Raw genomic sequence first — 15,067 nt, 5'->3', positions numbered from 1 at the left:
CATCCCCGCAGGCGCGGGGCCGACGTGGACATGACCCCGCTGGAGGAGTCGGAGGGGGAACCATCCCGCATGCGCGGGGCTGGCCGGACCTGGACGTCGAGGTCGTAGGCGTGGTCTGAACCACCCCCGCAGACGCGGGGCCGACACCGAGGCCGAGTACGAGAAGATCGCGTGCAGGGGACCATCCCCGCAGGCGCGGGGCTGACATCAGCGAGGCGGACGCGTCCACATGCTGCTGCGAACCATCCCCGCGGGCGCAGGGCCGACGATCGGTACGGCGACCCGGTGAAAGCCTGGGCGGAACCATCCCCGCAGGCGCGGGGCCGACTGCAGTGAGACCCTCACCGACTCCACCAAGAGAACCGTCCCCGCAGGCGCGGGGCCGACGCGTACGGGCCGTTCTCCATGCCGTGCCAGATGGGACCATCCCCGCGGGCGCGGGGCCGGCGCGCTGCTGATTACCGGCGGCAAGGGCATGGTGGGACCATCCCCGCGGGCGCGGGGCCGACGACGCCAGCAGGTTCCCCCACGAGGCGACCTGGGGACCATCCCCGCGGGCGCGGGGCCGACCGCAACCGCACCGCCGAGCCGAGGAGCACGACGGGACCATCCCCGCAGGAGCTCGGCCGACAGGATGCCCGGGTAGGCGCCGTCCGCGTGCGCCGGACCATCCCCGCAGGAGCGGGGCCGACGCCTGCGGGATGCCGTACGCGCCGGAGGAGGGGGGACCATCCCCGCAGGAGCGGGGCCGACAGCGGGATCGTCTCGGCCGTGATCACCTTGTGCGGACCATCCCCGCAGGAGCGGGCCGACGTGATGTTCCCGGCCATCGCGCTGTAGACGTCCGGACCATCCCCGCAGGAGCGGGGCCGACCCCGTGAGGGTGATGGTGACCATGTCGAGGGACGGACCATCCCCGCAGGCGTGGGGCCGACGCCCGGGTGAACGGAACGACGAGGACGGGCGCCGGGCCATCCCCGCAGGCGCGGGGCCGACTCGAGCGCGAGCTTGTACATGCGCGCCGCGCGCGGGCCATCACCGCAGGCGCGGGGCCGACGCGGACTCGTACTCGTCCATCTCGATCAGCAGGGGGCCATCCCGCAGGCGCGGGGCCGACGACACCGCGACCACCGAGTACGGCAAGGCCCACGGGCCATCCCCGCAGGCGCGGGGCCGACATCTGCTCGAACCGTAGTGCAACCCTGTCTACCGGGCCATCCCCGCAGGCGCGGGGCCGACGCCGTGGCGATGTGTCCCAGACACCGCTACTCCGGGCCATCCCCGCAGGCGCGGGGCCGACGCTCCAGACATACGGCGAGAGCGGCACCATGCGGGGCCATCCCCGCAGGCGCGGGGCCGACCCGCCGGGGTGTCCGCGGCCGGGATCACCTGGGGGGCCATCCCCGCAGGCGCGGGGCCAACGGTGACCTCACCCTCGAAAACGACGCGGTCAGCGGGCCATCCCCGCAGGCGCGGGGCCGACGTGATCTCCGAGCGGTTTGGAGGCGGATGACGAGAACCCTCCCCGCAGCGCGGGGCCGAGCTCTCGCGCGCCGTGGACGGGACGTTCGTGGTGGAACCATCCCGGCAGGCGCGGGGCCGACCTGTCGGGCGGGCACCGCAACGGCACCCACTCCGAACCATCCCCGCAGGCGCGGCGCCGACGTGGCGCGGGCCGAACAGCTGGCGTGGCAGGACGAACCATCCCCGCAGGCGCGGGGCCGACCTGGGTGGCTCCAGGGGTGGCGCCTCCGCGAGGGAACCATCCCCGCAGGCGCGGGGCCGACGGCAGGGCTTGCTATGGCGCCCCGAAATAGCGGGAACCATCCCCGCAGGCGCGGGGCCGACCGTGGGGCGACGCACGCCACCCACCCGAACATGGAACCATCCCCGCGGGCGCGGGGCCGACGCCTGATCATCCTGTACCGGCTGGTGGACGGGGAACCATCTCCGCAGGCGCGGGGCCGACGGTACGCGTCGCAATCGTTCGGCGCTAACTCGGGAACCATCCCCGCGGCGCGGGGCGGACGGCGTCAGCTTTCCTGTGGCAGGGAGGCCGTACGAACCATCCCCGCAGGCGCAGGGCCGACCCCTCGAGCACGGCCAGTACGTCCTGGTCGCGAAACCATCCCCGCAGGCGCCTGCTAGGTCACGCTGTGCCGCGCCACGAGGTCGAACCACTCTCGCAGGCGCGGCGCCGTCGAGCCGGCCGCGGCCGCGCCGTCCGGCCGCGCGGCCCCATCCCTGCAGGCGCGGGCCGACACTAGAACCCGAACACCACGAGGGCACCGGTACGAACCATCCCCGCAGGTGCGGGCCAACCCGAGCGGACGGGGAGCGCCAGGCATGACCCCGGGACCATCCCCGCATGCGCGGGGCCGCCCCGTCTCGATGAACACAACGCCGTCCTCGAAGGGACCATCCCCAGGGGTGGGGCCAACGCCATCGTCGTCCTGCTTCTGCTGCGCACCGGCGGACCATCTCCGCAGGCGGGGCCGACTGGCGAGATGAGGTGAAGCGGCGCCCGCTTCGGGAACCATCCCCGCAGGCGCGGGGCCGACGGAGATTGCGGGTCTCGAACCCGCCACCGCTAGGAACCATCCCCGCAGGTGCGGGGCCGACACGATCGCGTAGAAGTACGAGTCGTCGATGAGGGAACCATCCCCGCGCGTGCGGGGCCGAGGAGACCCCAAGACTCCGCCCGTGTTCGAGCAAAGAACCATCCCCGCGCTCGCGGCCCGAGCGGCGGCCGCGCGCGGCCAGAGCCGCCCCGAGAGAACCATCCCCGCGCGTGCGGGGCCGACCAGACGACAAGCCGTGTTGGAAGCCGTCCGAACGAACCATCCCCGCGCGTGCGGACCGCATGGTGCCAGCGGTCAGGCCTTTGCTTGAACCATCTCCGCAGGTGCGGGGCCACACCATGGGCGTCCGCTCCGCCGGCAAGACCTACGGACCATCCCCGCGGGCGCGGGGCCGACCTGATCTCTCGAGTCGCCTCGTTCAGCACCCGGGAGCCATCCCCGCGGGCGCGGGCGACGTCCACCCGCACTGGCTGAACAGCACGTGTAGCGAACCATCCCCGCGGGCGCGGGGCCGACGAGACCGCCAAACGGGGGCTGACCTGCGATGTCGAACCATCCCCGCGGGCGCGGGGCTGACATCGACCCGCTGGAGCCCGGCGACCCCCGCGTCGGACCATCCCCGCAGGCGCGGGGCCGAGAGGATCTGCCGGTCGAGGATGTCACCGAACAGAGAACCATCCCCGCAGGCGCGGGGCGGACTTTCCAGGATTCGCATTTTGTGAGCCGATCGCGGACCAACGATCGCCGCAGGCTCGGGGCCCGACCGGCGAGCCGCTCCGCTGTCGTCGAGCTGTCGCGGGCCATTCCCGCAGGCGCGGGGCCGACGCCCGCTCGCACGCCGTCGCGATCGATGGGCGGGAACCATCCCGCAGGCGCGGGGCCGACTTCACCGGCTACGACTGGATGTGCATGAACAAGGAACCATCCCCGCAGGCGCGGGGCCGACATGCTTCTCCGCCCCGTCGAGATGTTCTTCCTCGAACCATCCCCGCGGGCGCGGGGCCGACGCGTCCTCAACATCCCCGCCATGCCCAGTCATAGAACCATCCCTGCAAGCGCGGGGCCGACACGCACTCGTCCCACCCTTCGAGGTCACCGGTGGAACCATTCCCGTAGGCGCGGGGCCGACCGTACCGGCCGGTTCCGTTGCAGCGGCGGCAGGGGCCCACCCCGCAGCAGCGGGCCGACAAAGCGGCACCGATGACGTTGACCAGGTACCACGGACCATCCCCGCAGGCGCGGGCCGACGATCGTGACCCCGACCGAGCCCGCGCCCAAGCCGAACAGTCCCCGCAGGCGCAGGGCCGACTTCCTGGAGCCGAGCTTCGGGGCCTTGCCCTTCGAAGCATCTCCGCAGGCGCGGGGCCGACGCCATCGGGTCGGGCCAGTCCGCCGCGCTGCCCGAACCATCCCCGCAGGCGCGGGGCCGACCGCACTCCGTGAAGGTCATGACGCCTCGCTCAGGAACCATCCCCGCAGGCGCGGGGCCGACACGGGTATCGGCCGGGGCGCACACACCTATGGCGAACCATCCCGGCAGGCGCGGGGCCGACCCCTACACGGCGCTCAGAGCGCCGCGGCACGAACTATCCTCGCAGGCGCGGGGCCGACCACGCGGGGATGACCTTCTCCGAGGTCGGGGTGGGACCATCCCCCGCAGGCGCGGGGCCGAGTTGCCGCTACCTCATCAGCAGTGGCATAGGGCAGGACCATCCCGCAGGCGCGGGGCCGACCCGAGCGCCGACTTGATCCGGCCCGGGAGACCCGGACCATCCCCGCGGGCGCGGGGCCGACCCTAGTTAGGCGGCGCGCTCGTAGCGGCCGTACGAACCATCCCCGCGCGTGCGGGGCCGACTACGCCTCATCGGCGATCGCGAGGCTGTTGCCCGAACCATCCCCGCTCGTGCTGGGCCGACCGCTCGGCCGGGTCGGTCTCCTTCATGCCGAGGGAACCATCCCCGCGCGTGCGGGGCCGACCTCCGCGGCCTTCCCGTGGATCTTGTCCCACTCGAACCATCCCCGCGCATGCGGGGCCGACTGGCGGAGCTTCTTCAGCAGTTCGGGCGTCAGCGAACCATCCCCGCGCGTGCGGGGCCGACCCCTTGAGGTCCTGCGCCTGGGGCTCCCACCAGGAGCCATCCCCGCGCGTGCGGGGCCGACGTCTTGGCGAGGAGCGCGGCGCCGTAGCTGGTCGAACCATCCCCGCATGCGGGGCTGACGCCATCGGCCGCAAGAAGTACGGCAAGGCCGCCGAACCATCCCTGCGCGTGCAGGGCCGACGCTCGAACCTCGATCGCGCTCAGACCGTCCTGCGAACCATCCCCGCAGGCGCGGGGCCGACGACGTGTGCGCGCAACTGCCCGTGCCCGAGGAGGAACCATCCCCGCAGGCGCAGAGCCCACGACCAGGTTCCGGTCGCCGGACGGCCGAGAAGGAACCATCACTGCAGGCGCGGGGGCGACTTGGTGACGAGTTCCGAGGCGATCAACCAGACGGAACTAGCCCTGCAGACGCGGGGCAGACGCGCGACTGGGACGGTTAGCGCATGATCTTCACGAACCATCCCCGCGGGCGTGGGATGGCGGGAGGTTGCCGGAGGCCTTTGTTCAAGGCGCGGAACCACCCCGCATGCGTGGAGCGATCAACCGTCCCAGCGCCCGCGCTGCTTGTCGTCTGGCCCACCCCCCGGGGCAGATGACGCGCCGTGGCTGGCCGTCCATGGCTTGGAGCCTGAGTTGTCCCCGCGTGCGGAACTGATCTGGCGGTGCCCTCGTCAGTCGGAAGTGAGCGGGAACTCTAAAGACTAGGACTTTGGCTTAGCCATGGGCGTTGGTAGGGCGGGCGAGAGTGAGTAGGCCGCAGCCGTAGGCGCGGGCGCGGCCTATGCCGTAGGTAAGGGTTGCTCGTAGGGCAGACTCGTCGGCTACTTCTAGCAAGCCTTGGAATGTAACTCGGTGGAGGGCTACGTTCTCTCCGCGTTCCCTGGCGAACCTGATCCGGTTGCGATCCACTAGGCGGAGGTTATGGGCCTGTTCGGTGGGAAGTGGATGTGGATTGGCGGCAGGTAGGATATTGAACCCTTTCTTGGTGGATTGCTCGAGGAGCCACGAGGTCTGCTGTTCGGCCGTGACATGGGGTCGGCGGATTCCGCGTTGGCCACGCCGAGCCTCGACGTAGGTGGGATTCGCGGTGAGGCGGAACGCGTACTGTTGCCCGGCTTTCAGTTGCCGAAGGAGCGGCTCGTAGGACTTCGTTGCCCAGGACGGGACGTCGGAGCGGGGCCATCCGGCCTGTTCAACCAGGTGTGTGAGGTCGGGACGGTGAGCGGAGACGATGTAGAGGGACACCCTGTGGCTGGATTCGGCGTCCAGACGCCATAGAACGCGATCGTCGGGCGCCAGGATGGGTGGGAAGCCCGCCATTACGGCCGCGTGCATGCGTTGAGGGCTGCCCAGCAGGTGGATCGCGCCGGCTCGGCGGGGGTTGAGGAAGGCACGCGTCAGATACATGGGGCGCTCATCCCAGCAGGTCCATGGGGTCGTGAGGGGTGGTGGCAGGGTGCACGGGTATGGGGTCTCGCCGGTGTTCGGCGTTGCGTTTGCCGAAGCGGCGCTGGAAGGGAGGGGAGGGGAGCGGTATGTCGGTCAAGAAGTCGTCGCCGTGCCGGTTGTCGATGATGATTTCGCAGGTGACGTGGGTTTCGTTGCGGTGGCGGCGCCGTTCGGCTGGGCCTGCCTGCCATTCGAGCTGGGCGAGGGCCGCCGCGACCGTTGGATAGCGGTCAGTGTGGCCGATCAAGATCGGGCGGGAGGGCGGGCAGGAGCGTCGTCCGAGGTAGAGAGGATGGCGGGGCGTCTTCAGCGCCTCGGCCAGTTGCCCGGTGAGCGGGCCTTGTAGAGCGGCTACGAAGACGGCGTCGGCGATGTAGTGGCGGCGGGTGACCTTGGTTGATTCGTGGGGACGGAGGGTGGAGCCTGCGGCGGTCGGCATCCGCTGCAGCGCCCGGTCCGCGCTGCGAGAGGCGGCGGTGACGGTGTGGTAGTCGACGAGAAGTTGTCCCGGTTGGTCGACGCGGACGCCGAAGTCGAGTGCCGCGAGGTCGGACAGGTCGGCCCCGCGGGGGCGGCCAAGAGCAGACGCAAGCAGGCCGACCACTCCTGACTTGGTGGGTGCCGTGCGGGTGCTGCGAGTGTTGTGCCGGCTGGCGATGCCCCAGGACTGCAGTGGGCCTGCCAGCCGTAGAAGCAGCACTTTCATGCTGTGATCCGTTCCGCGAGCTGGGCGCGGACGGTGTCCAGGGCCTCCTTGAGGGGCTGGGCGGGTGGCAGCTCGATCTGCTTCTCGTCGCGGACCCGCTCCCCGAGCCAGGGGGCGTACACCAGGGCGCTGGTGAGCGGGCTGGTGCCGTACATCTGGTCCTGCTGACCGTGATAGGTGACCAGTTGGGCGACGGAGGCGGGCACGATCCCGCCCTCGGGGGCGCGTACCGGTTCTTCGAAAGCGCCAACGAGGCTGACCGGTTGGTCAGAGCGGATGCTGAGCATGATCAGGTCGGGGCGGGTGAGGGCGGCGAAGGTGTTCTGTTTGCCGGTGGGCATGGCAGTGGCGAAGGTTTCGGTGAATGCCACGGCGAGGTCCAGAGCGCGGTCTGCCTCGCCGTCGAGGTTGGCGATCAGGTCTCGCATGGAGACGGTGGCGAACCGGTACAAGGTGGCGGAGTTGAACTCGATGGTGCCGATCATTCCCGCGCCGGTTTCGTCTTGGCGGCGGGATTCATCGTCGACGGCGGTGAAGTAGTCGAACTGGTCGCCGACGACCTTGTGGGTGGAGATGGCGTGGGCGACCTGGCAGGCGGCATCGACGTTCAACTCGGGCGCATCGGCGATCATCCTGCCGAAGAGCGCGACGGCGCCGGCGTGCCCGGTGATACCGAGTTCGTGGAGGTTGAGACCGGTGATGCGTTCGCGCATCAGGTCGACGTCGTCGGCGACCTCTTCCAGGTTGGCGGCCACCAATGCGTCGGCGACGCGTTCGACCTGGTCGTGGCCGAGGAAGAGCAGGTATTCGGTGGTCGGCTTGTTCTTGGCGAGTTTCACCTTCTTGAACAGCGCGAGTGTGGCAGCGGCGCCGATGGTGTCGGAAACCGCGCCCAGCGCCGGGCGGCGAGCGGTAACAGCGTCGCCGATGACGCGGGGGAGTTGCCGAGTGCGCAGGCCACCGTCCTTGGCCCGGTCGGGGTCGTTGAGGAAGGCGTCGCGAACGGCACGTTTCCAGGCCTGAGAGGATACTCGGGCCCGCAGTACACCCCCGTAGGTCGCGGTCTTCGGGCTTCCGGACTCGTCTCTGTTCAGGTTGGAGGGCGGTACGGACTGCAGGACGTGGACGTCGAGGAAGGTCATTGATCAAGCCCCTATCTGTCGGTTGCTGCGGTGTCGTCTTGGTCTTCTTTGGTGCTGGGAACCCACCGGTAGTCCAAGCCCCAGCGGCGGCGAATGCGTGCGCGGCGTTCCGGATCGGGCCAGCCCTCTAGGTCGGCGGCGAGCGCGAGGTAGTCCAAGGGGATGGCGTGCTGACGGAGTTGGGGGACTAGAGCACGCAGGTGGCCGACCACTTCTTCGACGCTGTCGGCGGTCGCGGCTGCCAGGAACCGGCGATCCACTCCCTCGGGGGAGGTGCTCATGAGCGCTTGGTGCAGGCGCCCAGCGGCCCTGCCGACGCTGGTTCCGCGTCGTTTGCCGGACGTGTGGTGCATCCGTTGGTCTTGTGACTGCTGGTGGAAGGCGTACAGGGCCAGCGTGTAGTGGACAGCGGCCTCCACATGTTCCTGCGCCTGTGGGCCCCAGTGCGGGGGAACCGCCAGGCTCACCGGAGCGATGTACTGGAACATGGCGGGGACGTCCATCGGCTTCTTGCTCAGCCCTCGCCGGCAGGCCGCCAGCCCGGCCCGGTCGAAGTCGACGACATGGTTCCGGTGGACAACGAAGTTCTCCAGAACGGCCGCCAGTTCGTCCTGCCAGCGAGGTCGTGGTGCTGAGGTGGGCGATGTCACGAGTCGGCCTCCTGAGGTGGCTGGGGGAGATCGGTGTCCAGTGCCCTGCGAAAGCGGCTTTCGGCCAATGCCGCGTCGAGCCACTCGGTGCGGTCACGGGCCAGGTTGACCAGACGCCCCCGGATCGCCGTCGGAGGCACTCGCCAAAGCAGTTCATCGGCGATCTGGTGGGTCCGGTGCCGGACCGTGGACCGCCATTGATAGGCGGCCTCCTGGGGCAAGCCGCCGCCATCGAGAGTGGCGATCCAACGGCGAAATCGTTGATCCAGTGTCGCGTACAGACTCATTCGCGCGTTGTCTCGGCGACCGTTCAGCAACCGGTCGTCCTTGCACCCTGCGGCCTTGGCGAGGTTGGCCGCCAAGGTGCCGAGATGGCGAGCGGCGCACTCGGCATCACGCACCCCGTCTAGCGCCGCTTTCTCCCAGCGAAGGTCGTTCAGGCCCAGGACCGCGACTGGCACCGGGAGGTCATCGACATAGGTCTCCTCGATGGTCGCGTTCTGATTGCCGTAGGTCATGCCGATTGCGCGCAACAGCAGAAGCTTTCCGGCCAGTGGCCCGCTAGCCAGCATGCGGAGCTGCACCAGCACATCGGGAGGCTTCAGCTCGTCAGGTGCAGTGTCGGTCACCGACTGGTGGGCGAGGATCGCGCCCAGCCCGCGCCACAACTGCCGCCCCGGCTGATGAACGATCGGCATGAACACCGTTCGTCCGAGCTTCTTTTCTTGAGCGATGCTGCGCCGCCACGCAGTGTGCGGCTCTGTTTGGTAGAGGTCGGCAGTGCGGAGCCGATCGCCCGCGCACAGGACAAGCCGCCGGACCCGCGGCCCGTCGAGAGTGGTCTCGGCGACGAGGCGGATGCGTCGTCCGAGCCAGGTGTACAGCTCCAGCAGCCCGGCAGGGATGTGCTCTCGCCAGCGCGCATCGGCAGGGGGGCGTTCCCAGGACGGCATGTCACCTGAGCCGCTGTTGTCATTGTCCAAGATCATCAGGTTGTACATCAGCGTGTGCCAGAGCGTCGTCCCTGTCGGCATGAGTACACCCAGCTGGCCAAGGGGACCGGTCGGATTTCCGGTCGTCTTGCCCGCCTTGGCCTTGGGGTCGCCGGCTGCGGCCGTTTTGATGGCAGCGGTGTCCCATGCGAGTGCGTGCAGCAGCCAGCGTGCGGCCTCGGCCGGAGTCAGCGATGGCGGCTCCTGGTCGCGGACCGAGGAGAATATGGGTGCGTTGTTGCCGGCGGCCAGAAACGGGATGGCCAACGCGATCGTCTTGGTTTCGTCGTTGCTGCTGCGCAGTCCGGCGACCTGCCCGAAGGGCGTCTGCGGATGGAACAGGTCGAACCGGTGACGGACGTCATTGAGGTAGAGGTTGATCGGGTCGGCGGGCAGATGTCCCTGCTCCCACAGCAGGATCCATTCCTTGGCGGAACGGGGGCCAGGGTGGGGCCCGTTCCCGGCGGCGCGGTGGATCGCCGCCAGCATCAACCGCAGGATCGGCGGGTACTGAGTAGCGGTGTCAAGCGCCAGATCCTGGATCTCGTGGGCGCGAAGGAGAGCTTGCCTCAGCGAAAGGGACGTGGCAGTGCCATCGATCAGCAGGCACGGGAGCCACGGATCGTCCACGAGGTTGAACGTCAACAAAGGAGATGTTTGCGGGGGCGTGCCGGTCGAGATATCAGGCACGGGTGACCTCCAATCCAGTGTCGGGGCTGTAGCTGATCTGGCGGTCGGCCATGCGGAGCGGTTCTCCGGGCGGTAGCAGCAGCACCCGTGCCCGTGCCAGCCAAGGCGTTGTGCGCCAGGCCACCGGAGTGAAACTCTGGTTCAGGGCCGCGTCTGTCAGTTGCTGCGGAAGCCGGATGGCCTGGTCCAGGATCGTGTCGATCTGCTTGGAAGTGGGACGGCGCCGCAGCGGAATGAGCGACTGGTCGCCCGCCGCAGAGACCGGGAAAGCGTGCTCGGGCACCTTGGCGTCCCGTTGGGACTCGGGTACCTGCAGCAAGATGACCTCGATGGCGCGGGCCCCGAGGCGCACGGTGGCCTGAACCTCCGGATCGTCCTCATCCCGGGCATCTCCGATACTGCCGATAGCGGTCAGGGAGTCGCAGTCGGGAGGCGGCAGGATGATCTGGCGTGCCGCGAGTTCCATCGACGCCAAGGCGTCCTGGTGATCCTCGGCGGCACGCTGGAGGTCACGCTGCCAGGAGCCTGGGCCTATCGGCTTGTCTCCATATACCTTCTCGATCAGGGTGGGGATGTCCTTGGGGATGTTCACCAGCTCGCGGCGGCGCAGCGCCGCCGCCGTCCGCCACAGCAGATGCTCGCCATAGACCAGCGCGCTACCGAACGGCAGCCGCGGTGGCCCATCTGGCACCCACGCGCAGCCCGCCACCAGCAGGCGAGGTTCTCGCAGAGGCTCAGGCCGGTGGTTTCCGCGGTGACGATGCACTCGTCCAAGCCGTTGCAGCAGCAGGTCCACCGGCGCCAGATCGCTGATGCCGACATCGAAGTCGACGTCCAGGGATTGCTCCGCCACCTGCGTAGCCACGACCACACGGGCGCTGGGCTGAGCTTTCCGCTTCCGACCGAACTCGTTGATCAAAAGTTCGTCACGAGCCCGACGATCCGCAACTGTGAACCGGGAGTGGGCCAAGGTGACCGCTCCTGGGCCGAACTTATCTGTCAGCGCCTGCCAGGTTCGTTGCGCTCGCCCGACGGTGTTACGGATGATCAAGGCGCTGCCGCCAGCGACTAGCAACTCCGTGATCGCGTTAACAACGGGGCCAGGGGCCTCACCCGGTTCATCAAGAAACTTCAACTGTGCAGAAATATCGTCAGCGGATCGTGCCGGCATCACTCGTAGTCTGGAAGCGCCGTGACCGACACGAGTGATTTGCGGATAATGCCTCTTCGCCGCTGACTCGATAGCTTCACCCGAATAGGCAGCCAGGAGTTCTCGCCGTGTCTGCTGCGGCAGCGTCGCCGACAACAAGACCACCGGCACCTGCAACGCGCCGAGCCACGACAGTACGCGCCGCAAGATGACCGACATGTAAGCGTCGTACGCATGAACCTCATCGATGATCACCACTTTGCCGATCAATCCGAGCATCCGCAGAGCCACATGCCGCGCTGCCACTCCCGCCAACAGCACCTGGTCGACCGTGCCCACCACCACCGGGGCCAAGAGCCGTTTCTTGCCGCCCGACAACCACTGCGAGGCGCTGATCCCGCCGTCACCCTCATCGACTCCGACGCCGTTCAGAAGCAGCTGCCGATACTCCTCCTGGCGAGCCGCCTTGCCGTGTGCCAGAACAACCGTGGTCTGACCGGCCTGCCTTGCCAGCCACTCGGTCACCCGGCTGAACATCTGGTTCGACGTAGCCTGTGTCGGCAGACCAACGAAGACTCCATGGGCTTTGGACCGAACCGCCAGGACCTCCGCCGCTGCGAGGGCCGCTTCGGTCTTGCCAACCCCCATCGGCGCCTCAATGATCACCAACTCGGGTCCCTCGGCTCGTTGCGCCTCCTGAAGCGCTTTTGCTTGAACCTCGCGGGGCTCGCTGATGTCCGGCCACCGAGCGGCGAAGAATTCCGATGGCTCAGCCCCAGCCAGGTCCGGATCCGGCCGCCAGACATCCCGCAACTCGATCACATCGTTCGTCCGTGCCGCTGTCGCCAAGGAATCCTGCGGGTAGTCGTCCGCGAACGGCGCTCGGTAGCCATACAGGGCCTCGGTGCTGGCCAACCAGTCCGCCAGGATGACGACCCCAGCGACGCCCATCTGTACTGGTACAGGCGGGTGCACCTGCCTCCATGCCGCCGGCTCGGCACTCAGATGAGCGGAAACCGCCTGGAACAGCTCCTGCCGGACCCCGGCCCACCCCGGATGCTCGTAAGCCAGCGCCCGTTCGGCGACCTCCCGCCACAGGGGACCAGGAAAGACGCCATGGTGACCAGCAAGTACGAGCGCCGGCCAGTCCGCCTCTTCCCACCCCGCTGTAGCCAGCAACTCCCGCAACGAGTAGGCCGACACCAACGAGTGCGGGGTCCGTGTCCGCTCGGAGAACGGCAACCCGGCTCGACGCCCAAGCCGAGCGTGCCACGCGGACTTGGACTGAAAGTCCGAGGCCTTGCCGAGGTCGTGGAGTGCCGCCAGCCAGCAGACAAGGCGCCCGGCCTCTGCCTCCCCGCCCGGAACCAGATCGCTAAGCTGGGACTTCAGAGGCTGCGGCAAGAACTCCCGCCACAACCACCTGGCCACATTGCCTGTGTCGACAAGGTGGGAGACCAGCGGATGCCACGCCAGGGCCGGGACTGACTTCTTTCTACTGGCTTGCCCGGTCTTACCCCACACGGCAGACGCCGCGTCCGACAACTCCATGAAGACCCCCTTAGACAGCCGCCTTCGTTGTACAGCCGGCCACCGACAAAATTCGGCCGGGTCTCAGCAGTCACCTCTGACTGGTCGGCAAGATCCAAAATCACTGCATTCGATCCCCGCAGGAGCGGGGCAGGTGTCCACCGATACGCTCAACAACGGACAATCTCCGCATAAGCGAAGCATGGCAAAGAAACTGATGATCGACTTGGCGCCGGAAGTGAGGCCGGTGTCAACTCCAACTTGTTGAGCGTATCGGCATACGTCGGTCGATGCCGCCACTCATGCACAGTCGGTCGTCCGCCTGACGGACGTCATCTAGGTGCGGTAGACACCTCTTGAGTGCTTCGCGCACAGCGATGCAAAGCGAGGGGAGACGTGTGCCTGATCGAGAGTCGCCGAGTAAGATCAACTGGAAGTTATTGATCTCTGAGCGGCCAAAGCTGCTGGGTAGTACCGGATTCTGGCGTGAGTCGATAAGGGCGATCCTGATCGCCCTGGGCACACGGCTGTGCTGGGAGGGGCTCCGCCGCCTCTTTATGTGACGGCTGGAATGGCAACCTCGTCAAAGGCCGACGGAGCCCCCGGTCTCCCGCCTACGGGCGGGAGACCGCCTCCATCATGGAGGAAGAACCTCCTATCGCTCCACAGAATCCACAGACAAAGGAGCCGCCAAGGCTTCGACCGGCCACGCAAGAAGATCTTCACGCGCGGAGGCGGCGATGACGATGAGGCTCAGGCCGTCGGCCCCGCGGCCGCGGGGATGCTCCTTGACGGCGTGCCGCACGCCTTCCTGGAACTCAGGCGGCCCGCGCGTACGGAGATGGCCCCACGACCTCGGCCTGATGCTCGACCTGTCCGGCGTCGGCCCCGCGTGCCTGCGCGGATGGTCCCACGGCGGGGGCCGCGTACGCACGGGAAGACATGTCGGCTCCGCGCCCGCGGAGTTGGTCCGCTCGACGGAATCATCAGCGGCATCGGTCTCGCGTCGGCCCCGCGCCCGCGGGGATCGTCCTGACCCTCACCTATTACGACCGGCGAGGAAACCCTCGGCCCCGCGCCCGCGGGGATCGTCCCTGCTCCTACCAGCGCGGCGTCCACCGCGGCGAGTCTGCCTCTCGCCCGCGGGGATCGTCCCCCGACCAGCGCCGCGGTGCTGACGGCCACCATGTCTGCCCCGCGCCCGCGGGGATCGTCCCCAGTAGGCCACTACGGGCACTTGTGGAAGCATGTCTGCCCGCGCCCGCGGGGATCGTCCGCACGCCCGGCACCTTGCGCGGCTCGGCCAGCAGTCGGCCCCGCGCACGCGGGGATGGTTCCCATGATGAGAGGTCAATGCGTAGTGCCGTTCGGTCGGCCTCGCGCACGCGGGGATGGTTCGCGCCGCGCGCTGCTCGAGGTGTCCACCGTCGAGTCGGCCCCGCGCACGGGGGGATGGTTCGCGGCGGGGGTCCGGGAGGGGCGGAGGCTTGGGTCGGCCCCGCGCACGCGGGGATGGTTCTGGAGCGTGCACGCGCGCCACGCCGCCCCCGGTCGGCCCCGCGCCCGCGGGGATGGTCCTCCGGCGGTTCCGGTCGCGTCGGCGACGTCGGAGTCGGCCCCGCGCCCGGCGGGATGGTCCGGGCCCCGGCTGGGTCTGCTCCTGCGAGCCCTCGTCGGCCCCGCGCCCGCGGGGATGGTCCGGACAACGGGCAGGAACGGGTCCCGCGACGGCATGTCGGCCCCGCGCCCGCGGGGATCGTCCGCAGGCGCAGGCCCGCGCCCGGATCGCCGCGGCGTCTGCCCCGCGCCCGCGGGGATCGTCCTCAGCTCGGGCTCGCGTACGGGTGCGCGATCCTGTCTGCCCCGCGCCCGCGGGGATCGTCCGACGAAGAAGCCCGTCCAGTTCGTCGTCGTCACGTCTGCCCCGCGCCCGCGGGGATCGTCCGGAGGCGCCGTGCTCCCACATGAGCGGCTCGACGTCTGCCCCGCGCCCGCGGGGATCGTCCGTGGGTATATCGCTCGGCGTCTCTACACCGAGCGTCTGCCCCGCGCCCGCGGGGATCGTCCCCGGTTT

Annotated in this window: 5 protein-coding genes and 2 CRISPR repeat arrays (2 of these 7 only partly in view); all 5 genes read right to left on the bottom strand. The window is 69.0% G+C overall.

The window, feature by feature from the left end; translation table 11 throughout:
• A CRISPR array of direct repeats spans positions 1–4,799; the repeat unit is 25 nt; unit sequence CCATCCCCGCAGGCGCGGGGCCGAC; it reaches 1,821 nt to the left of the window's first position.
• 1,299 nt (positions 4,800–6,098) lie between these two features.
• The 5 genes from cas5e to cas3 are packed head-to-tail and all read right to left on the bottom strand — an operon-like array spanning position 6,099 to position 13,014.
• Positions 6,099–6,839, bottom strand: a complete 741-nt coding sequence (cas5e, locus tag amrb99_RS08030) for a type I-E CRISPR-associated protein Cas5/CasD (RefSeq protein WP_190854141.1) — start codon at positions 6,837–6,839, stop codon at positions 6,099–6,101.
• Positions 6,836–7,981, bottom strand: coding sequence for a type I-E CRISPR-associated protein Cas7/Cse4/CasC (cas7e, locus tag amrb99_RS08025; RefSeq protein WP_190854139.1), 1,146 nt, complete (start codon positions 7,979–7,981; stop codon positions 6,836–6,838). The genes cas5e and cas7e overlap by 4 nt, the downstream gene beginning before the upstream one ends.
• A gap of 11 nt (positions 7,982–7,992) precedes the next feature.
• Positions 7,993–8,631, bottom strand: coding sequence for a type I-E CRISPR-associated protein Cse2/CasB (gene casB, locus amrb99_RS08020; protein ID WP_190854137.1), 639 nt, complete (start codon positions 8,629–8,631; stop codon positions 7,993–7,995).
• Positions 8,628–10,268, bottom strand: coding sequence for a type I-E CRISPR-associated protein Cse1/CasA (gene casA, locus amrb99_RS08015; RefSeq protein WP_190854135.1), 1,641 nt, complete (start codon positions 10,266–10,268; stop codon positions 8,628–8,630). The genes casB and casA overlap by 4 nt, the downstream gene beginning before the upstream one ends.
• A 37-nt stretch (positions 10,269–10,305) precedes the next feature.
• Complete coding sequence (gene cas3 / locus amrb99_RS08010; protein WP_190854132.1) at positions 10,306–13,014, bottom strand: CRISPR-associated helicase Cas3'; 2,709 nt, start codon at positions 13,012–13,014, stop codon at positions 10,306–10,308.
• 927 nt (positions 13,015–13,941) lie between these two features.
• Positions 13,942–15,067: a CRISPR direct-repeat array (repeat unit 24 nt; unit sequence GCCCCGCGCCCGCGGGGATCGTCC) (it continues 2,528 nt past the right edge of the window).

This window comes from Actinomadura sp. RB99 (assembly GCF_014706005.1).
Lineage (GTDB): Bacteria > Actinomycetota > Actinomycetes > Streptosporangiales > Streptosporangiaceae > Spirillospora.
Note: the sequence above shows the minus strand (reverse complement) of the source record. Positions and strands in the feature narration are given on the sequence as shown.